Annotated in this window: 15 protein-coding genes; 7 read left to right on the top strand and 8 right to left on the bottom strand. The window is 61.9% G+C overall.

Going from position 1 to position 19,795, the window contains the following annotated elements:
- Positions 1–92: 92 nt before the first annotated feature.
- The gene (locus ACODS0_RS14815; protein ID WP_488835840.1) at positions 93–1,130 is read left to right on the top strand and encodes a bifunctional nicotinamide-nucleotide adenylyltransferase/Nudix hydroxylase; all 1,038 of its coding nucleotides are present in this window, start codon (positions 93–95) and stop codon (positions 1,128–1,130) included.
- A gap of 79 nt (positions 1,131–1,209) precedes the next feature.
- On the opposite strand, the gene ACODS0_RS14810 is transcribed toward ACODS0_RS14815, so the two are convergent.
- The 6 genes from ACODS0_RS14810 to ACODS0_RS14785 form a co-directional block, all read right to left on the bottom strand.
- Entirely contained in the window at positions 1,210–2,466 is a 1,257-nt protein-coding gene (locus ACODS0_RS14810) for a Zn-dependent hydrolase (protein WP_488835839.1), read from the bottom strand.
- A 26-nt stretch (positions 2,467–2,492) separates the two neighbouring features.
- Positions 2,493–3,944 (bottom strand): dihydropyrimidinase, encoded by a 1,452-nt coding sequence (gene hydA, locus ACODS0_RS14805; protein WP_488835837.1) that lies wholly within the window; start codon positions 3,942–3,944, stop codon positions 2,493–2,495.
- Between the two features lie 78 nt (positions 3,945–4,022).
- Positions 4,023–5,480 carry an NCS1 family nucleobase:cation symporter-1 gene (locus ACODS0_RS14800; RefSeq protein WP_121507475.1) on the bottom strand — a complete coding sequence of 486 codons (1,458 nt, stop codon included), beginning with the start codon at positions 5,478–5,480 and terminating at the stop codon, positions 4,023–4,025.
- 222 nt (positions 5,481–5,702) lie between these two features.
- Positions 5,703–7,016: an NAD-dependent dihydropyrimidine dehydrogenase subunit PreA gene (gene preA / locus ACODS0_RS14795; protein WP_488835835.1), complete on the bottom strand. Its 1,314-nt coding sequence runs from the start codon at positions 7,014–7,016 to the stop codon at positions 5,703–5,705.
- Between the two features lie 32 nt (positions 7,017–7,048).
- Positions 7,049–8,398 (bottom strand): NAD(P)-dependent oxidoreductase, encoded by a 1,350-nt coding sequence (locus ACODS0_RS14790; protein WP_488835833.1) that lies wholly within the window; start codon positions 8,396–8,398, stop codon positions 7,049–7,051.
- Positions 8,398–8,556 (bottom strand): hypothetical protein, encoded by a 159-nt coding sequence (locus tag ACODS0_RS14785; protein ID WP_431151937.1) that lies wholly within the window; start codon positions 8,554–8,556, stop codon positions 8,398–8,400. The genes ACODS0_RS14790 and ACODS0_RS14785 overlap by 1 nt, the downstream gene beginning before the upstream one ends.
- A gap of 203 nt (positions 8,557–8,759) precedes the next feature.
- Between ACODS0_RS14785 and ACODS0_RS14780 the strand changes: the two genes are divergently transcribed.
- Entirely contained in the window at positions 8,760–9,467 is a 708-nt protein-coding gene (locus ACODS0_RS14780; protein WP_176888401.1) for a TetR/AcrR family transcriptional regulator, read from the top strand.
- Between the two features lie 153 nt (positions 9,468–9,620).
- Here ACODS0_RS14780 and ACODS0_RS14775 read toward each other — a convergent pair whose 3' ends face one another.
- Positions 9,621–10,508, bottom strand: a complete 888-nt coding sequence (locus ACODS0_RS14775) for a LysR family transcriptional regulator (protein WP_488835830.1) — start codon at positions 10,506–10,508, stop codon at positions 9,621–9,623.
- A gap of 100 nt (positions 10,509–10,608) precedes the next feature.
- On the opposite strand from ACODS0_RS14775, the gene argC reads away from it, so the two are divergent.
- From argC to ACODS0_RS14750, 5 genes are all read left to right on the top strand, one after another.
- Complete coding sequence (argC, locus tag ACODS0_RS14770) at positions 10,609–11,547, top strand: N-acetyl-gamma-glutamyl-phosphate reductase (RefSeq protein ID WP_488835828.1); 939 nt, start codon at positions 10,609–10,611, stop codon at positions 11,545–11,547.
- Between the two features lie 211 nt (positions 11,548–11,758).
- Complete coding sequence (locus ACODS0_RS14765; protein ID WP_488835826.1) at positions 11,759–13,753, top strand: tetratricopeptide repeat protein; 1,995 nt, start codon at positions 11,759–11,761, stop codon at positions 13,751–13,753.
- A 67-nt stretch (positions 13,754–13,820) separates the two neighbouring features.
- A complete protein-coding gene (locus tag ACODS0_RS14760; protein ID WP_488835824.1) occupies positions 13,821–15,623 on the top strand; it encodes a glycosyltransferase in 1,803 nt (600 codons plus the stop codon).
- Between the two features lie 340 nt (positions 15,624–15,963).
- On the top strand, positions 15,964–18,258 hold the full coding sequence (locus ACODS0_RS14755) for an InlB B-repeat-containing protein (protein ID WP_488835822.1): 2,295 nt from the start codon (positions 15,964–15,966) through the stop codon (positions 18,256–18,258).
- A 15-nt stretch (positions 18,259–18,273) separates the two neighbouring features.
- Complete coding sequence (locus tag ACODS0_RS14750; protein WP_488835820.1) at positions 18,274–18,606, top strand: hypothetical protein; 333 nt, start codon at positions 18,274–18,276, stop codon at positions 18,604–18,606.
- Positions 18,607–18,619: 13 nt separating this feature from the next.
- Here ACODS0_RS14750 and ACODS0_RS14745 read toward each other — a convergent pair whose 3' ends face one another.
- The gene (locus ACODS0_RS14745; RefSeq protein ID WP_488835818.1) at positions 18,620–19,795 is read right to left on the bottom strand and encodes a glycosyltransferase family 4 protein; all 1,176 of its coding nucleotides are present in this window, start codon (positions 19,793–19,795) and stop codon (positions 18,620–18,622) included.

The raw sequence follows: 19,795 nt of genomic DNA, 5'->3' as shown, positions 1-19,795 counted from the left end.
AATTACTACCAAAAAGATAGCTGCTAGCGCTTTACAGATAAGCGCTAGCGACCAAAAACACTTAAAAATCACCCGATAACGACTGGAGACACATGGTCGATACCGCCATCTACATCGGGCGTTTTGAACCCGTGCACAACGGCCACATGGCGCTGCTGCAGCGCGCGCTCGACAGCGCGCAGCAGGTCATCGTGGTGGTGGGCTCGGCCTGGCAGGCGCGCTCGCCCAAGAACCCCTTCACCTGGCCAGAGCGCGAGGCCATGCTGCGCAATGCGTTGCCCGAGGTCGACCGCAGCCGCATGGTGGTCCTGCCCATGCGCGACTACTACAACGAGGCGGTCTGGGTGCAGGCCGTGCGCCAGGGCGTGGCGCGGCTGACGACACCCGGTGCGCGGATCGGTCTAGTGGGCCACTTCAAGGACGCCACCAGCGGCTACCTGAGCGCGTTCCCGGGCTGGGAGCTGATCCATGTGGAGCGCCAGGGGCCGATTGACGCCACCGCCATCCGCGACGCCTGGTTTGGCGCCACACCCGACGCGGTGCAGTCTGCCCTCGCCCCCCTGGCCGACCAGATGCCTGCCAGCACCCTGGCCACGCTGACCGAGTTTGCGCAGACCCCGCACTACCTGGCGCTGCAGCAGGAGTGGCAGATGCTGCGCGGCTACCGCCAGGCCTGGGCCGCCGCGCCCTACCCACCCGTCTTCGTGACGGTGGACGCGGTGCTGCGCTGCCAGGACCATGTGCTGCTGATCCGCCGCGCACACGCACCCGGCAAGGGCCAGCTGGCCGTGCCCGGTGGCTTCATCGAACAGCGCGAAACGGTGTGGCAGTCCTGCCTGCGCGAACTGGTGGAAGAAACCCACTGCGACCTGCCCGAGGCCACCATGCGCGCCGCGCTGCAGTCCGTGGCCGTGTTCGACCACCCCGACCGCAGCCAGCGTGGCCGCACCATCACGCATGCGCACTACTTTGATTTGGGAGATGCGCAGTTTCCAAACGTGCAAGCAGACGACGACGCGCTGCAGGTGCAGTGGACACGCATCGACCAGCTGGCGGGGATGGAAGAGGAATTCTTTGAAGACCACTTCCACATGCTGGACCACTTCCTGGGGTTGACGGAGCTGCACTGACAACGTGCAGCCAGACTTCAAGCCAGAACAGCCTCTAGCGCTTATCCAATAAGCGCATAAAGCTATTATTTGAATAGCATCAAGTCCCAGCCCTCTCCAGCATGGCATGCAGCAGCACGTTGCAGCCCGCCTCGATGTGCTCGGGTTTGGCGTCCTCGATCTCGTTATGGCTGATACCGTCCTTGCAGGGGATGAAGATCATGCCGCTGGGCGCGAGCTTGGCCATGTAGACGGCATCGTGCCCCGCGCCGGAGACTGCGGGCATGTGGCTGTAGCCCAGCTTGGCGGCGGCGCGACCCACGGCCTCCACACACTCGGGCTGGAAGAGTTGCGCGGGGTAGCTGGACACCATTTCGATATGAACCTGCACACCGTGTTCTTGGGCCACCTGGTCGGCAAAGGCCTTGACCTCGGCAGCCATGGCGTCCACCAGCGCGTCGGTGCTGTTGCGAAGGTCAATGCTGAACTTGACCCGGCCGGGGATGACGTTGCGGCTGTTGGGGAAGACTTGCACCATGCCCACGGTGCCGCGCCCGTGCGGCGGGTGGCGGTGGGCGGCGGCGACTACGTCTTGCATGATGCGTGTGGCGGCCAGCATCGCGTCCTTGCGCAGGGCCATGGGCGTAGGGCCGGCGTGGGCTTCCATGCCGGTGACGGTGCAGTCAAACCAGCGGATGCCCAGCACGCCGCTGACCACGCCGATGGTCTTGTCGTTGTCTTCCAGCACCGGGCCTTGTTCGATGTGGGTTTCGAAGTAGGCGCCGATGGGGTGGTCGCCGGGCTCCTGGTCGCCGATGTAGCCGATGCGCTCGAGTTCGCCTTTCACCGTTTTGCCTTCGGTGTCGGTGGCGGCGTAGGCGTGCTCCAGCGTGAAGGCTTTGGCGAACACGCCCGAGCCCATCATCACGGGCACGAAGCGGCTGCCTTCTTCGTTGGTCCAGAAGGCCACTTCGATGGGGGCCTCGGTTTCGATGCCGTGGTCGTTGAGCGTGCGCACCACTTCGATGCCGGCGAGCACGCCGTAGTTGCCGTCGAACTTGCCGCCGGTGGGCTGGGTGTCGATGTGGCTGCCGGTCATGATGGGTGGCAGGTTGTTGTTGCGGCCCGGGCGACGCATGAAGCCGTTGCCAATCTTGTCGATGGTGACGGTCATGCCTGCTTCGCGCGCCCAGCGGGTGACGAGGTCACGGCCCTGTTTGTCCAGGTCGGTGAGGGTGAGGCGGCAAACGCCGCCCTTGGGCGTGGCGCCGATCTGCGCCAGTTCCATGAGCGAATCCCATAGGCGTTCGCCGTTGATGCGGAGGTTTTCGATGTCGGGTTTGACTTTGGTGTCCATGGTGTTCTCCAGATGCATTGCAGCGCTTAGCGCGCCACCGCCGAGGGGGCCAGGTCTTGCGCACGTTTTTGCACGGCCTGGAAGTTGGCGCCAAACGCGGGGCGCTTGATGTAGCGGCCTTTGCCCTGCTCGGCCCGCAGGTCGCCGTTGGCAAACACCACGCGGCCCTGGCTCACGGTGTGGCTGGGGATGCCGCGCACGGTGCGGCCTTCAAAGATGTTGAAGTCGCCCTTGCTGAACTGGGTCTTGGCGGAGAAGGTCTTGGTGCCTTGAGGGTCCCACAGCACCAGGTCGGCATCGGCGCCTTCGCCGATAAAGCCCTTGCGTGGGTAGATGTTGAACAGCTTGGCCGCATTGGCCGAGGTGATGGCCACGAACTCGCTGGGCGTGAGGCGACCGGTGTTCACACCGCCGTCCCACAGCGCGGCCATACGCTCTTCCACGCCGCCGGTGCCGTTGGGGATCTTGGCGAAGTTCTCCTTGCCCATGGCCTTTTGCGCGGCGCAGAAGGTGCAGTGGTCCGTTGCCGTGGTGTGCAGCTGCCCCGACTGCAGGCCGCGCCACAGCGCCTCCTGGTGGCCCTTGGGGCGGAAGGGCGGGCTCATCACATAGGCGGCGGCCTTGGCAAAGTCGGGGTCGCGGTAGACGCTGTCATCCACCAGCAGGTGGCCGGCCAGCACCTCGCCGTACACGCGCTGGCCGCGCGCGCGGGCGCGGGCAATGGCGTCGGCCGATTCCATGCAGCTCACGTGGACCACGTAGATCGGCACGCCCAGCACATCGGCAATGGCAATGGCGCGGTTGGCGGCCTCAGCCTCCACCATGGGTGGGCGCGACAGTGGGTGGCCCTCGGGGCCGGTGATGCCCATCTTGGCGACCTCCTGCTGCAGCAGGTAGACCAGCTCGCCGTTCTCAGCATGCACCGTGGGCATGGCCCCGAGTTCGAGCGCGCGCTTGAAGCTGTTCACCAGGGTTTCGTCGTCGCACATGATGGCGTTCTTGTAGGCCATGAAGTGCTTGAAGCTGTTCACGCCCTCTTCCTGCACCAGCGTGCCCATGTCGGCGCGCACCTGCTCGCTCCACCAGGTGATGGCGACGTGGAAGGAATAGTCGGCGGCCGATTTCTCCGCCCAGCCGCGCCACTTGCGATAAGCATCCAGGATGGGTTCTTGCGGATCGGGGATCACGAAGTCGATGATGCTCGTGGTGCCGCCGGCCAGCGCGGCGGCCGTGCCAGTGTAGAAGTCGTCCATGGTGACGGTGCCCATGAACGGCAGCTGCATGTGGGTGTGCGGGTCGATGCCACCGGGCAGCACGTACTGGCCGCTGGCGTCCAGCGTCTGCGCCCCTACCGGCGCCTGCGCAGCCGCCCCATCGCCCACAGCCACGATGCGGCCATCGACGCACAACACATCGGCGCGCTGTTCACGGTCGGCGTTGACCACGGTACCACCGCGGATCACAAGGGCTTGGGTCATGGGGGTCTCCTTCAAGGATGCGGATCAGATCAAAAAAAAGGCCCTGCACTGGCACCAGGCCCAGGCAGGGCCAAGGGGTCACTTTTTCTTGGCAGTCAGGTAGTAGTAGGTGCCGGCCACGGCCAGGCTGAAGAACCAGCCAAAGTCAAACAGCGCGAGCAGCAGGCCGGGCACAGCCGCCTTGTCGATCACGCCCGACACGGCCAGGTAGCCCGGCAGGCAGGGCAGCACGCCCAGCGCAAAGGCAATCAGCGCCTGCACGTTCCAGCCATTGCTGTACTCGTATTCGCCGCCACGGCGGTACAGGTCGTCCACCTTCAGCTCGCTCTTGCGCACGAGGTAGTAGTCCACCAGCAGGATGCCCGCGATGGCGCCCAGCAGCGTGCCGTAGCCGCCCAGCCAGGTGAACAGGTAGCCGCCCGAGGTGGCCAGCAGCTTCCAGGGCATGAACACCAGGCCAATCAGCGCGGCGATCAGGCCACCCATGCGGAAGCTGATCTTGGACGGTGCGACCTGGCTGAAGTCGTACGACGGCGACACCAGGTTGGCGGCCACGTTGGTCGTCAGGTTGGCCAGCAGGATCACCAGCAGGCCCACACCTGCAGCCACACTGCCCATCTGGGTGAGCAGGCCGTCGGGGAACAGTTGCGCCTTGCCGTACAGGATGGCCGATGCCGAGAAGCCGATCACACCTACCATGGAGAACAGTGCCATGGGAATCGGCAGGCCAATCGCCTGGCCCATGACCTGGTCCTTCTGCGACTTGGCAAAGCGCGTGAAGTCCGGGATGTTGAGCGCGAGCGTGGCCCAGAAGCCGACCAGGCCCGTCAGCGCCGCCCAGGTCTTGGGGCCACCCTCGACCACCTTGGCAGGCAGGTTGAAGAGCTGGCCCGAAGGCACCTTCATCATCAGCACCACCACCAGCACGATGGACGCGATGATCATCAGCGGCGCGGCGATCACTTCGAGCTTGCGGATGGACTCTGGGCCCTTCCAGATGAAGTAAATGTGCACCGCCCAGAACGCGAGGAAACACATGAACTGCGAGGTGCTGATGGTCTGCCCCTCGGCCGGGCCCGCGAGCCCCATGCCCAGGATGTTCAGGAAGCCATGCAGCGCCAGCGCGCCGAAATAGCAGTTGATGGAGAACCAGCCACAGGCCACCAGGCCCCGCAACACGGCAGGCAGGTTGGCGCCTTTCACACCGAATGAAGCGCGCGCCAACACCGGGAACGGCACACCATATTTGGGTCCCACGCGGCCGATCAGCACCATGGGCACGAGCACGATGCAGTTGGCCAGAAACACCAGCCACACCGCCATCTGCCAGGTGAAGCCCTGGTCGAGCATGGAGCTGGCCATGGTGTAGGTGGGCACACACACCACCATGCCCACCCAGAGTGCAGCGAAGTCTTTCCAGGTCCAGTGTCGCTGCGCGGCGGTGGTGGGGAGCAGATCTTCATTGGCGAGCGTGTTGGAGGCTCCGCCGGGCATTAGCCCCGCCACGTGGGCAGCGCTGCCGGTACTGTTGGTCATGCCTGTACTCCTGTCAAAGACGTCGTTGGGGTTGCACACAACCCGCCGTCTGTTTCAGCGCCCTCACGCTGGCAGATGGCGGGCAAAGGGAAGCGAGCGATGCTAGAGATCACGCAAGAACTGCACCAGATGCAGTGCAGCATGCGTTGCAAATCAGCACCACAACGGGTGCTGTCACAACGCATTGCGGGGTCTGTGGCACACGCACGCATGGGCCGCATATCAAGCCGCTGCAGACACGCGCTGCGGGTTGTTGGGGTGCGTGGTCCAGTTGGCGTATTCGCCGGTAACTTTCTTGCCCGTGCGCACATCAACTTCGCCCGGCTCCAGCGCGCGCATGGTGATGCACTCTGGCACGGGGCAGATCGACACGCACAGGTTGCAACCCACGCACTCGGCCTCGTTGATCTCGAACTTGCGCACGCCACCCTCTTTGGTGAAGGTGATGGCCTGGTGCGAGGTGTCTTCGCACACCACATGGCAGCGGCCGCACTGGATGCAGGCATCCTGGTTGATGACGGCTTTTTCGATGTGGTTGAGGTTGAGGTTCTTCCAGTCCTTGACCGTGGGCACGGCCTGGCCCTTGAAGTCGTCCAGCGTGGCGTAGCCGTGCTGGTCCATGAAGTTGGACAGTCCGTCGCACATGTCCTGCACGATCTTGAAGCCATACACCATGGCGGCCGTGCACACCTGCACCGTGCCGCAGCCCAGCGCTATGTACTCGGCCGCATCGCGCCAGGTGGTGATGCCGCCGATGCCGCTGATGGGCAGGCCCGCCGTCTGCGCGTCGCGTGCGATCTCGGCCACCATGTTCAGCGCAATGGGCTTGACGGCCGGGCCGCAGTAGCCGCCGTGCGAGCCCCAGCCGTCCGTGCTCGGACTCATCACCATGCGGTCCAGGTCCACGCCCATGATGGAGTTGATGGTATTGATGAGCGACACCGCATCGGCTCCGCCCGCCTTGGCGGCGCGTGCGGGGTGGCGCACGTCGGTGATGTTGGGGGTGAGCTTCACGATCACGGGCAGCTTACTGTAGTGCTTGCACCAGGCCGTGACCATCTGGATGTATTCAGGCACCTGGCCCACGGCCGCGCCCATGCCGCGCTCGCTCATGCCGTGGGGGCAGCCGAAGTTGAGTTCGATGCCGTCGGCGCCGGTGTCTTCGACGAGCGGCAGGATGGCCTTCCAGCTCTGCTCCTCGCACGGCACCATGAGTGAGACGATCATGGCGCGGTCCGGCCAGTTGCGTTTGACGCGTTTGATCTCTTCGAGGTTGGTGTGCAGCGGCCGGTCGGTGATCAGCTCGATGTTGTTCAGGCCGATCACGCGGCGGTCTTGCGACATCAGCGTGGAATAGCGCGGGCCGTTGACGTTGACCACGGCTGGGTCCTCACCCAGCGTCTTCCACACCACGCCGCCCCAGCCCGCCTCGAAGGCGCGGGTGACGTTGATCTCCTTGTCGGTGGGTGGCGCGGACGCGAGCCAGAAGGGGTTGGGACTTTGGATGCCCAGAAAATTGCTGCGAATGTCTGCCATGGGGTGCTCCCGTGAAAACTGGGTGAAGGGGTTCAGGCCATCAGTGCGGCGTGGATGGAGACAGCGGCCACCTTGCCGTGCTCCACCGCTTCCACCGTGAGGTCGCGGCCGCCCACGCGGCAGTCGCCACCGGCCCACACACGCGCCAGGCTGGTCTGGCCTTCGGCATCGGTGGCGATGCGCCCGCCCTCCAGCGCAATGCTTTTACCCACAGGCTCGGCCACAAAGGTCTGGCCGATGGCCTTGAGCACCATGTCGGCATCGAGCGTGAAGGTTTCGCCGGTTTCCACCAGCTTGCCGCCGCTCAGCGCCGTGGCGGCAAAACGCACGCCCTTGACAGCGCCGCCTTCGCTCAGCACCTCTTTCGGTGCAGCCCAGTGGCGGATGGTCACGCCGTTCGTCTGCGCCCATTGCTGTTCCACGGCCGATGCCGACATGGCCTCCGCGCCCCGGCGGTAGACGATGGTTACTTCTTCGGCGCCCAGCTTGCGCGACTGCACGGCGGCATCCACCGCTGTCATGCCGCCACCAATCACCACCACCCGGCGGCCCACGGGCAGGGTCGAGAGGTCGACGCTCTGGCGCAGCTCGGCAATGAAATCCACGGCATTGCGCAGTCCGGTGGCGGTGGGCTCGGCCACGCCCAGCGCGTTCACGCCCTGCAGGCCCAGACCCAGGAACACCGCGTCGCAAGCACCCAGCAGGCTGTCGAGCGTGATGTCACGGCCCAGTTGCTGGCCCGTGCGCACCTCGATGCCGCCGATGGACAGCAGCCACTCCACCTCCTTCTGCGCGAAGTTGTTGGTGGTCTTGTAGCTGGCCAGGCCATATTCGTTGAGGCCGCCGAGCTTGGGGCGCGCCTCGAACAACACCACGTCATGCCCCCGCACGGCCAGGCCATGCGCACAGGCCAGGCCCGCCGGCCCTGCGCCCACCACGGCCACGCGCTTGCCGGTAACGGCTGCGCGCTGGAACAACGGCGCACCGGGCTTTTCAAAAAATGCGTCAGTCGCATAGCGCTGCAGCGAGCCGATCTCCACCGGCTTGTCCTCGTTGGTGTTGCGCACGCAAGCCTGTTCGCACAGCACTTCGGTGGGGCACACGCGGGCGCACATGCCGCCCAGCGGGTTGGCCTCCAGGATGGCACGGGCAGCACCCCGGTTGTTGTCCTGCGCAATGCGGTGGATGAACGATGGGATGTCGATCCCCGTGGGACAGGCGGTGGCGCAGGGCGCATCGTGGCAGTAGTAGCAGCGCTCGGCCTCGATCAGGGCCTGGGGTTTGGTGAGCGGCGGGTGCGCATCACTGAAGTTGGCAGCGTAGTCGGCCAGGTTCAGGCGTGCGGCATGAATGCCGCAGGCACGGCTTGCGGGTGTGTCCATCAGGTTTCCTCCGAGAGGGTCAGGGTGGGGGTCTGGGCGCAGGCCATGCAGACGCTCCAATGCGCCCGTGCCACGCAGCGCTGGCTGCGCATGCGGCTGGGGCCAGCCAATGCAGCGCAGGCGCAGGCGCCTGTGCTTGCAAACTTCGGAGGTTTCATCGTGGGCCTCGCTGTAGGATTCAGGTGCCCGCTGCTTTGGCGCAGCGGTGCCCTGTGTGGTGGGTCAATTTACCAACCCGTAAAAATTTACCAATTGGTAAAATCCCTAGAGCAAACCCCGTGCCAGCCAAATCGCCACAAATCTCCGTCTCACGCCAGCGAAATGCCAGTTTTTGGCCCCTGGCTTGTTCCACAATGGTGCGATGACCGACGCCCGCCCGTCCCCCGCAGACACCGCCCCCCGCGCTCCCAGGACAACGCGCGCCACCTCCAGCGACGAGACAACGCCCCGCGCGCCCACCGCCTCGCGCTTGCTCAAGGAACAGGGCATCCTCACTGAGGCCGAGAACCACTTTGCGCAGTTCGGCTTTGAGGGCGCCTCGCTGGAAAACATCGCAGCCGCCATCGGCATCAGCCGCCACAACCTGCTGTATTACTTTCCGAGCAAAGAGGCGCTGTACCAACGCGTGCTCGACGACGTGCTCACCCAGTGGCTGGCCGGGATGGAAGACTTGTCGCACAGCGACGACCCCCAGCAGGCGCTGCGGCGCTATATCCGCGCCAAGCTGCAGTATTCGCGCACGCGCCCCCAGGGCGCCAAGGTCTTCACCAAAGAGGTGATTGCCGGTGCACCACGTTATGGCAACGCCATCATCGAGCGCGTGGCGCCGCTGCTCAAGACCGAGGTGCGCACCTTCGAACGCTGGGCCCGAGAAGGCCGCATCGCCAAGGTCAACTTCACGCACCTGATGTTCATCATCTGGTCGGTCACGCAGGCCTATGCGGAGCAGGAGGCCCAGTTCGCCCTGCTGCTGGGCAAACCGGCACTGACAGAACGCGACTACGAAAAGGCCGAGGAGCTGATCGTGCGCATGGTGCTCAGCGCGCTGGCGCCCGAGAACCCCCTCTGAAGCAGCCACGAACGCTACTATATTGATAGCTACTTGCGCCTTATAGATAAGCGCTAGAGCCGATTTTTATCTGTAATTTGCGCATCCGATCTTGCGCCGCATGGTGAGCAACACGACGGGCATGGGCGGTACCGCCCCCGCCTTGCCACTGCCCTACCCCTGCTTTTGCTGCCACAGCACATCCAGCACATGCTGGGTGGCCCGCTCGACTGGCCCTGCACGGTGCGCGATACCCAGCGGCCGCCACAGGCGGGGCTGCAGCGGCAGCATGCGGATGCGGGGGTCCCGTGGCACGGAGGTGGAAGCCTCTTGCGGCAGCAGCGTTGCACCATAGCCTGCCGCCACTAGGCTCTTGATGGCGTCGTTGTAGTTCAGCTGGATGCGCGCCTTGGGGTGTTCGCCGGCTTGCGCAAACCACTCGCCCGTCAGCCGTGACAGGCTGGTGCCATCGTCGTTGAGGATCAGCGGCTGGCTCGCCAGCCAGCCGGGAGTGACCCGCGCGGGCGAAGGCCAGGTGGACGGCACAAACGCCATGACTGGGTCGCGCCGCCACGGCAGCACCGCCACACCGCGCAGGGCTGCCTGTGGCAGGGCCACCAGGCCCACATCCAGCACACCATTGGCCAGCCGCGACATGGTTTCGTGCGAAGTGAGCACGGCCACCTGCACGTCGATGCCGGGGTGGTGCTGGCCCAGCGCCTCCAGGGCCTGGGGCAGCAGGTGCGCAATGGCCCCCGTGGAGGCGCCCAGGCGCACACGCCCCGCCAGCCCCTGCACCTGGCGTTGCACCAGGTCCATCGCTTCATCCGCGTCCGCCAGCAAGCGCCGGGCACGTTCGACCAGCATCTCACCCACGGCGGACGGACGCACCTCGCCCCGCTTGCGCACCAGCAATGGCGCACCGATGTGGGCCTCCAGGTCCGCGATGTGCAGGCTCACCGTGGGTGGCGCCAAGTGCAGCGTGCGCGCGGCTTCTGCGAAGGAGCCCAGGTCGGCAATGGTGACAAGGGTGCGCAGCCGGTCGAGATTGAGTTCGCGCATGACGTTCAGTAAACCTGATCCTGATGTTTGTGAAATTCAACTTTTCAAAGTTTAGACCGGGACCGAAGATTCCACATCCCCCCCATTGCAGGACCCCCCCATGACCACCCCACCCCTTGTCTTCATCGATGGCGACCAAGGCACCACCGGTTTGCAGATCCACGAACGCCTGCGTTGCCGCATGGATCTGCAGCTGCTGACCCTGCCCGAGGCCGAACGCAAGAACGCCACCCGCCGCGCCGAGGCCATCAACAGCTGCGATATCGCCATCCTGTGCCTGCCCGATGCCCCTGCCCGCGAAGCAGCCGCCTCCATCGTCAACCCCGCCGTGCGCGTGATCGACGCCAGCTCGGCACACCGCACGGACCCGCAGTGGGTGTATGGCTTTCCAGAGATGGGCGCTGCCCAGGCCGCGCGCATTGCTGGCGCCAAGCGGGTCAGCAACCCAGGCTGCTACCCCACGGGCGCCATCGCCCTGCTGCGGCCCCTGGTGCAGGCGGGGCTCGTGCCCGCTGACCTTCCCATCACCATCCACGCGGTGTCGGGGTATTCGGGCGGCGGACGGGCTCGCGTGGACGAACATGAAGGCCCCAACGCAGCCAACGCCCCGGCCTTCCAGCTCTACGGCCTGGGTTTGGAACACAAACACACCCCGGAAATCGCCCTGCATGCCGGGCTGTCGCAACGCCCGTTTTTTCTTCCGGCCTATGGTTCGTTCCGCCAGGGGATTGCGCTCACCATTGCGCTGCATCTGCGCCAGCTGCCCGCAGGCACCACCGGTGAGCGTTTGCACGCTTGCCTGGCCCAGCACTTTCTCGGTGCGGACCATGTTGAAGTCCTGGGCCTGGCGCAAGCGCAAGACACCCAGCACCTGGACCCGCAGGCCCTCAACGGCACCAACCAGCTGCAGTTGGGCGTTTTCAGCAACGCCCGCCATGGCCAGGTGCTGCTGACTGCCGTGTTCGACAACCTGGGCAAGGGGGCATCGGGGGCGGCTGTTCAGAACCTGGATTTGATGCTGCTCGCATCTCGGCGCTGAACCGCCCAGGCCAGCCGTTGCCAGATTCGAATACAGGGAAGAAGGTCAATGCAGCAGCAGGCCGCCGCGTGCGGCCCGCCGTCCCGAACAAAGACGCTGTTTTTGAACACTTTTTCACGTTTGGGCGCATTTTTTGCTCTGCTACACTGCCTCGGCACGCAGCCTCCCGCTCGGGTTGGCTCTTCCCTTTTTCTCCCCCTGAAGCCCTTTCATGGCTGAGTCCGGCAAAGCACCCTACCTTTTCGCCCTGGTTTTGTTGTTGGCCGTGTTGGGGGTGTATCTCCCCGGATTGAACAACGAGCTGCTGTTTGATGACCTGCGCTTGACGGAAGGCTCCATCTTTGGTGTCTATGGAAACTTGCTGGACGTCAAGCAGCGCATGATTTCTTACGGCAGCTTCGTTTGGGTCGAACACCTCGTGGGCGCAGGCTGGTGGAAGCAGCGCATCGTCAACCTTGCACTGCACCTGGGCGTGGTGGCAGCGGTGTACGTGTTCTTCAAGGCGCTGCTGGCCAGTACCCGCTTCCCGCAGGACATGGAAGAGCAGGCGCACTTTGCATCCTCCCAACGCGCTGCGCTGCGGGTTGGCGTGGCACTGTTCGCTCTGCATCCCGTGGCAGTCTATGCCGTGGGCTACCTGATTCAGCGATCCATCCTCATGGCCACCCTGTTCGCGGTGCTGGCCTGCTGGGCGTTTGTGCGCGGATTGCAAACGCAACGCGTGGCTTGGTATGCAGGCGCGCTGTTGAGTTATTTGCTTGCGGTGCTGTCCAAGGAACATGCGGTCATGACCATTGCTCTGGCCGTACCCCTCTACATACACGTACGGCGGCCCAGCTGGAAAAAAGCCGTGGCAGTGACGGGCGGCGCACTGCTGCTGCTGGCGCTAGTGGCAGCCGTACTTTTGCACTTTTATGGCGCAGTCATGGGCCGGCTGTTTGATGCACAGTCAGTAGCCTTTGCGCAGCAGCTTGAAGCCTTGCAACCAGGGATCACGCAACGCATGTTCCCGCTGAGCATCATCAACCAGGCTGCGCTCTTCTTTGCATACGGATTGCTGTGGATCGTGCCTTACGTGGGGTGGATGTCTATCGACATTCGGCCAGCCTTCCCATTGGGTTTTGCGTCTTCATGGCATGTGCTGGGTGCGTTGGGGTATGTGGCGCTGCTGATCGGCGCGGCCTGGCTGCTGCTGAGGCGAACCGGAGCGCTCAGTCTGGCGGCCCTGCTGGTGCTTTTTCCGCTGGTGTGGTTTGCCACGGAGTTTTCCACCGTGTGGGTGCAAGACCCGTTTGTGCTTTATCGCAGCTACCTCTGGGCCGTTGTGCTGCCGGGATTGCTGGCGGTTGCGCTGACCGGGTTCAAGCCTCGAACCATCTACACCGGGGGCGTGGTGCTTGGGCTGGTGTTTGGAGCCTTGGCCCTGGAGCGCCAACTCTCCTTGACCGACGAAGTGGCCGCCTGGACAGACGCGGCAGAGAAGACCGACCTTACCGCACCGGCCAATGCAGTCGGACGCAGCCGCCCCTTCTTGAATCTGGGGGCTTACTACATCCGCAAAGGGATGACAGAGCAGGCAGAGCGGAACATTGGCAAGGCGGTTGCCCTGCGCGACCGAGGCGAACTGGGCAATGGCGCCCTTTTCAACTCTGGCGTGGTTCTGCAATTCAAGAAGAAGCACGCAGAAGCACTGCAAGCGTTTTCTGCAGCCGAAGCGCAGGGCTACGCCGAGCCAGCTTTGTACTTTCACAAGGGCGAGTCTCAAGCAGCCCTGGGGCAGTTGGTACCCGCATTGGAGAGCTTCCGCGTGGCTTTGTCCAGAACGGAAAAAGACAGCAAGCAGCAGGACGTGGTGCCCACCATTCGCATTCGACTGGTCGAAACAGCCATGGCCGCACAACGTTACGACGAGGCCATCAGCGGTTTCAAGGTACTGCTGCAGACAAGCCCCAAAGATCCACGCCTGCTGCTGGGCCTTGGCATGGCGCGGGTGGGCAAAGGCGAGACCAAGGCAGCCATTGAGGTGTTTGATCAACTCATTGCCACCAACCCCGGCGCCCCGGTCTACTACGGCCGCGCCATCGCCCACCACCAGGCGGGCCAGCAGGCAGCAAGCTTGAGCGACATCGATCAGGCCATCAAGCTGGACCCTCGGAACCCGCAGTACAACCAGATGCGCGCCGTCATCGCAGCCCCAAAAAAGTAGCGACAGGCAGGCTGTGACTTTGCGCGTATTACACATTGGCAAGTTCTATCCCCCACACCGAGGGGGGATGGAAGTGTTTCTGGCCAACCTGATCATGGCACAGCGCGCAGCAGGCATTGATGCCGCAGCAGTAGTCCATGGTGATCCCGAAGCGGTAGACCCGCCCTGGCTCACCCGGGTGCCTGTACAGGTGCAACTGGTTTATGCCCCGATTGCGATGGGGTTCCGCGCCGCCTTGTCCAAGGCCATCGCAACACACCGGCCGGATGTTTTACACCTGCACATGCCCAACAACTCCGCTCTTTGGGCCCTGACTCTGCCAAGCGCACGCGCCATACCATGGGTTGTGCACTGGCAATCCGACGTGGTGGTATCGCGCATCCGAACCACCATCGCACTGGCTTACCGGCTGTATCGCCCCTTTGAGCAAGCGGTGCTCTATCGTGCCCAGCGCATCATTGCGACATCCCCACCCTATCTTGAAGCGAGCGAGCCCCTAAAAGCATGGCGGCAGAAATGCGCAATCATCCCCCTGGGCCTGGACACCAGCCATCTAGATGTTGAACCAGACCGTGCCGTCGAAGCGGAGTCCCCTTGGAGCAGCAACACCCTGCGCCTGTTATCCATTGGCAGACTGACCTACTACAAGGGATTTGAAACGCTGATCAAAGCGGCCATGAGCCTGAGCGGCGTGGAGCTGTTGATTGTGGGTGACGGAGAGCTTCGCAAAGAACTACAAGCCTTGATCGACGCGCTCACGGCTGCTGGCAAGCCAGCCAACGTGCGGTTGCTGGGCAATGTGGATGATGGGCAAAAGAACAGCCTGCTCCACAGCTGCGACGTGTTTTGCCTTGCCTCACGCGAACGGACCGAAGCGTTTGGCATGGTGCTGCTGGAAGCCATGCACCATGCCAAGCCGTGCATCGTATCGGCGCTGCCAGGGTCAGGCATGCCTTGGGTACTGGAGACCGCTGGCGCTGGCCTGCAAGCCCCGATCGAAGACGTTGCGGCCTGGGCAAATGCAATTCAGCAGATGCAAAACAGCCCCACCCAACGCTCGCACTGGGGCATGGCAGGGCAACGCGCCTTGCAAACACATTTCTCCATTGCGGCTTGCGAGCAGCGCGTTTCCGACGAATACGCACTGGCGGCGCCCGAGACCGACCATTACCGTGGTAGCCGAAAAGACATGCTCATCGTCATCCCAGCCCGCAATGAAGCAGCCACGATCGGCACATTGCTTTCAGCCCTCAGAGCAAAGGGCTGGCACGACATCATTGTCATCAACGACCAAAGCACTGACGATACGGGCGCCATCGCGCGTGCAGCCGGGGCACGGGTGCTCAACCCGACATTACCCATGGGTGCTTGGGGCGGAATGCAGGCAGGCATTTGTTATGCGATCCGGCATGGATACCAAGCCGTCATCACCATGGACGCCGACGGCCAGCACGAAGTGGATGAAATCCCGACGTTGCTCAAGGCGCGCGATCAAGCCGACCTTGTTGTCGGCGCCTTCCCCGAACGGGCAAGCCGCCTGCGCCAGCTTGCGTGGCGGTGGTTTCAGAAACTGGCAGGCTTTGATCTGCGCGACCTGACCTCCGGCTTTCGGCTGTACAACCACAAGGCCATGAAGACACTTGCGTCGCGTGAAGCCACGTTGCTCGACTACCAGGACCTGGGCGCGCTGTTGCTGGTGCGCCGCGCAGGCCTGACGATCACCGAAGTCCCCGTGTCCATGAATTTGCGCGCTGTGGGGACATCACGGATTTTCAATTCGTGGTTCAACGTGGGCAAATACATGATTGCCACCACCCTGCTCTGCCTCGCGCAGTGGAAAGTGCGCAGAGAGCAATCAGTGCGAAAGTAAGAGCGGGATAAGCACGCGGCAACGATACTGCGGCGAAGACACCACTAACTTTGCATGCCGTGTGATGAGGTGGGAGCACGACACCCCTGGGCCTTGCCAGCCGCGCCGGAGGGCGCTTCCAAACCTCAATCTGCGCCACAGCAGGCCTTGGCGCGCAACCTGCCAAAGACGCAAACTGCCGACGAAAGGCGCTCACCTTCCGTCTGAGCGCGCTTGCCACGGGTGACAATCTGCATTAGATTTTGTCTGAAATTTACATTGAATTTACATTGCAAGTCCAGCCGAACAGCCCCCAGCTCGCCGTAGTGCTGCCCCGTTGCTGAACCTATTGCCCCGCAAGATGAAAAATATAGCTACTCAAATCAGGTCAGCGTGGAAATCGATAATATTTTTATCGATCACGTCGACTGCCATTTCTTTTGGAGCAGCCCACGCCCAGCAAGTATTGCAACTGGTTCCTGGTAAGCCGCATTCAGAAGCAATGGCAACCACTGCCCTGAACACTAAGCTGGGCGAATCGTTGCGCATAGAAAACCTGAAAATTAACGACGAAGCCCCCTCAGTTGTTAATCTGGAACTTCACCGTTCTGAAGTTGCTAGTAGCGCCACGCAATATATCGTAGTCGATGATAAGGGATCGCGTACTTTTCCCCTCGCTACCGCAGCTCACTTTATTGGCAACCTGCAAAACCAACCAGACAGCCAAGCTTTTGTGACGGTATCTTCTGATGGTGAAATCCGGGCCATCATTCACCAAGGCGATGACACGCTTATCAACGAATTGCTGCCTGAACGCAGCGCAGGCGGTGGAAAAGCCGTTTCGCGCCTGATCGACCATCAAAAAGACTTTGTCAACCGAGAATTTTCGTGTGGCGTAACGCCTACCTTTCTGAGAACTGATCCCGTTCAACGCCAAGTTGGTATTGAAGAGCTATTGAAAGCTGGCAGGAAAAATTCTCAGGAGATTCTTACAGAGAAGGCTGGTAGCCCACGGCGTGCAGACATTATTATCGACAGCGACTACGAGCTATATCAGAAATTTGGCACCGAATCGGCCACCTTTAACTATATTACCAATCTGCTCACTTATATCAGCAGCAGATACCAAACCGAAGTTTCCACCCGATTTAATCTTAAGCAGATTATCGTACGCACCACTTCTGCTGACCCCTGGAGCTCAACTTCATCGACCAACGTCATGCTGAATGAACTCCAGGCGTTTTGGAACGCAGGGGTAAATGCGTCGGTAACTCGTCATCACGTCCACCTAATGAGCGGTAAAGCCGTCGGCGGCGGTATTGCCTATGTGGGCAGCCTGTCCAGCCCCACCATTGCCTACGGCGTGAGCGCGGGTCTGTCTGGCACCTTCAATGCCTCAAACCCCCAAGTCATCTGGGATTCCATCGTGGTGGCCCACGAAATTGGGCACGCGTTTGGCAGCTCTCACACCCACACCTATGACAACCCCTTCATCGCCCCGTCGCCCAACACAGGCGGGGCCATTGACTGCTGCTATTCGGACAATGCCACCGGCCAGTGCGGCGTAGCACTAGGCGGCGCTGGACGTTATGGGAATCTGCCGGGCACATCCTCAATCACTGGCGGTGGAGCAGGCCAAAGAAATGGCACCATCATGAGTTACTGCCACCTGCTCAGTGGCGGCATGGGCAATCTTGCATGGACTTTCGGAACCGATCACCCCTATGGCGTGAACCCAGGGCGGGTGCCTACCGTAATGTCCAACCAAGCGCAGTCAAAGTTGCCGCTGGACACATCTGGCACTTTCGACCTGACGGTGAGCAAGTCAGGCACAGGCACCGTGACAAGCGCTCCTGCTGGCATTAATTGTGGAATTGACTGCACCGAATCCTTTGCCAGCGGAACGATTGCGACGCTGACTGCGGCACCAGGTACTGGCTACACCTTTTCTGGATGGTCTGGGGACTGTTCTGGAACCGGCACTTGTACTGTGACCATGAGCGCCGCCAGGAACGTCATTGCTACGTTTACAGCCACCCCCGTGGGTGTGCTGTCTATAGCCAAAATAGGCACAGGCGGCGGCACAGTCACCCGAACAGGCGGCGCTATCAACTGCGGGAGCATCTGCACGGAATCCTTGGCGCCGGGCTCCACCGTGACCCTGACCGCCAGCCCCAACGCTGGCAGCACATTTACAGGCTGGAGCGGGGGAACTTGCACCGGAACTGGTTCTTGCGCTTTCACCCTGAATGCGAACACAACGGTGAATGCACAGTTCAATCTGAATTCGGGTGGGACAACGACCACGCCGCTGCTGCAAAGCAACCTGTCTGGAAATGCGGGCTCTACGCAGAGTTACTCTGTCACGGTGCCTGCGGGAGCTACCAATCTCACCATTCGAATTAGTGGTGGAACAGGGGATGTTGATCTTTATGTAAAGTTCGGGCAAGTACCAACGATGGCCTCTTACGACTGTCGGCCCTATCTTGCTGGCAACAATGAAGCATGTCCATTTCCAGCTCCATCTGCGGGCACCTACTACATCCTGCTCGTTGGCGATGGATCATTCAGCGGTGTGACACTTTCTGCAAGTTATCAAAAGACAAATTCAACCAAAATTGACCTGACTCCCGTTCTTAATCTTCTGCTTGACTAACACATCCAACTCACTATGAAAAAATATTGCGCAATTATTGCTTCAATCGCATCTGCTGCATTTTTGGGATATGCACATGCTGGCACGTCTACTGGGCCAGTTACCAACATTTTTATGCACTCTCCCGATGTTGTAATGTTTAAAGCTGGGCCCACAACGGGAGCACCGACATGCAGCCCATTTAGTGAATGGGCCATCAAACTCTCCGACCCAGCCGGAAAGGGATTTCTCGCAATACTACTTTCCGCTCAGGCCCAAGGAAAATCAGTTAAAGTTCAGGGTTATACAAATACCTGCCGTGACTGGGCCGACCGTGAGCTGCCCTCGTACATCGTGATTATTGATTAATACGAAATCTTCTTTAAACAATAGTTCGATATACCTCTAAAGTCTTGCCGAGGCATCGCTCCCACGTCAACTTGCCCGCGCGCTGCAAGCCACGAGCCACTCCAACGGCTCGGCAATGTTCATCCTCTATCAGGCGGAGTAGTTGCTCACTAATCTCATCGATGTCATCAGGGTTCACCAACAGGGCTGCGCCGTCTGCCACCTCTGGCATGCAGGATCGGTTTGAAGTCAGCGTTGGAACACCGGAAGCCATGGCTTCGAGCAACGGCAAGCCAAACCCTTCGTATATCGAGATCATGGCGAAAGCATGAGCCCCGGCATAAATGGCGGGCAGATCTGCTTGGGGCACAAACCCCAGATACCGCAACCACCCCTCGGCTTGGCCACGTTCTATCAGCGGCCGCACACTCTCGTTGAGCCAGCCACGGGCACCCGTCAAAACCAGCGGAAAACGTGTCCGCAGCTGTACAGGCAAGCCCGCATAAGCAGTTATGAGCTGATCCAGCCGCTTGCGTGGCTCCAGCGTCCCCACACTGAGCACATACTGCCCCCGCACCAAGCCATGACGGGCCAGAACCGGTCGCAGTTCCCCTTTGGCGTGGGGGCGAAAGGATGCATCCACCCCCAGATGAATGGCAGTTACCCGCTGCGGCGCTACAGAATAATCGGCAATCAGCTCCTGGCGCACGGTTTCAGAATCAGTGATCAAGGCATCGGCACGATCCAGCGATCGCCTGAATGCCAAATCAAAATACCGCCTACGTGCGGCTGGATGGGTCTGCGGGAAACGGACGATGGACAAGTCATGAACCGTAGCAACCATCGGCCCGCGATAGGCAGGAAGAAAATAGTTGGGCGAGTGGTATATCGCGCCATTTCCCTGGCGCAACAGCCGACTGCGCCAAACCTCTGATATCTGGTCATATACTTCCACCGCCCAATGCTTGGTTGCCATATAACGGCGTACAGGCACTAACCATGTTGGGGACACAGGAATAGCCCCTCCCACAGGCGGCCTACCGGCACCCAAGGCGCCCGGCGTATTCCCCCAGCCCCACATGCCCAGGTAGCGCAACTCTTCCACATCATCCCGCAACGGCAACCGTGTGGCCAGCTCATAGGCATAGCGGCCAATGCCGGTCAGTGGCGGAAAGATGGCATCGGTCGCCAGAACCAGCCGCAAGCCCAT

It is taken from the genome of Acidovorax sp. FG60 (genome assembly GCF_057808995.1).
This window is presented reverse-complemented; position numbering and strand designations above follow the sequence as displayed.

Coding starts and splice junctions, on each gene's coding strand:
- ACODS0_RS14790 (WP_488835833.1), bottom strand. CDS start 8,398: ATGGACACACCCGCAAGCCGTGCCTGCGGCATTCATGCCGCACGCCTG.
- preA (WP_488835835.1), bottom strand. CDS start 7,016: ATGGCAGACATTCGCAGCAATTTTCTGGGCATCCAAAGTCCCAACCCC.
- ACODS0_RS14780 (WP_176888401.1), top strand. CDS start 8,760: ATGACCGACGCCCGCCCGTCCCCCGCAGACACCGCCCCCCGCGCTCCC.
- ACODS0_RS14755 (WP_488835822.1), top strand. CDS start 15,964: ATGAAAAATATAGCTACTCAAATCAGGTCAGCGTGGAAATCGATAATA.
- ACODS0_RS14745 (WP_488835818.1), bottom strand. CDS start 19,795: ATGGGCTTGCGGCTGGTTCTGGCGACCGATGCCATCTTTCCGCCACTG.
- ACODS0_RS14800 (WP_121507475.1), bottom strand. CDS start 5,480: ATGACCAACAGTACCGGCAGCGCTGCCCACGTGGCGGGGCTAATGCCC.
- ACODS0_RS14785 (WP_431151937.1), bottom strand. CDS start 8,556: ATGAAACCTCCGAAGTTTGCAAGCACAGGCGCCTGCGCCTGCGCTGCA.
- ACODS0_RS14765 (WP_488835826.1), top strand. CDS start 11,759: ATGGCTGAGTCCGGCAAAGCACCCTACCTTTTCGCCCTGGTTTTGTTG.
- ACODS0_RS14750 (WP_488835820.1), top strand. CDS start 18,274: ATGAAAAAATATTGCGCAATTATTGCTTCAATCGCATCTGCTGCATTT.
- hydA (WP_488835837.1), bottom strand. CDS start 3,944: ATGACCCAAGCCCTTGTGATCCGCGGTGGTACCGTGGTCAACGCCGAC.
- ACODS0_RS14775 (WP_488835830.1), bottom strand. CDS start 10,508: ATGCGCGAACTCAATCTCGACCGGCTGCGCACCCTTGTCACCATTGCC.
- ACODS0_RS14810 (WP_488835839.1), bottom strand. CDS start 2,466: ATGGACACCAAAGTCAAACCCGACATCGAAAACCTCCGCATCAACGGC.
- argC (WP_488835828.1), top strand. CDS start 10,609: ATGACCACCCCACCCCTTGTCTTCATCGATGGCGACCAAGGCACCACC.
- ACODS0_RS14760 (WP_488835824.1), top strand. CDS start 13,821: ATGGAAGTGTTTCTGGCCAACCTGATCATGGCACAGCGCGCAGCAGGC.
- ACODS0_RS14815 (WP_488835840.1), top strand. CDS start 93: ATGGTCGATACCGCCATCTACATCGGGCGTTTTGAACCCGTGCACAAC.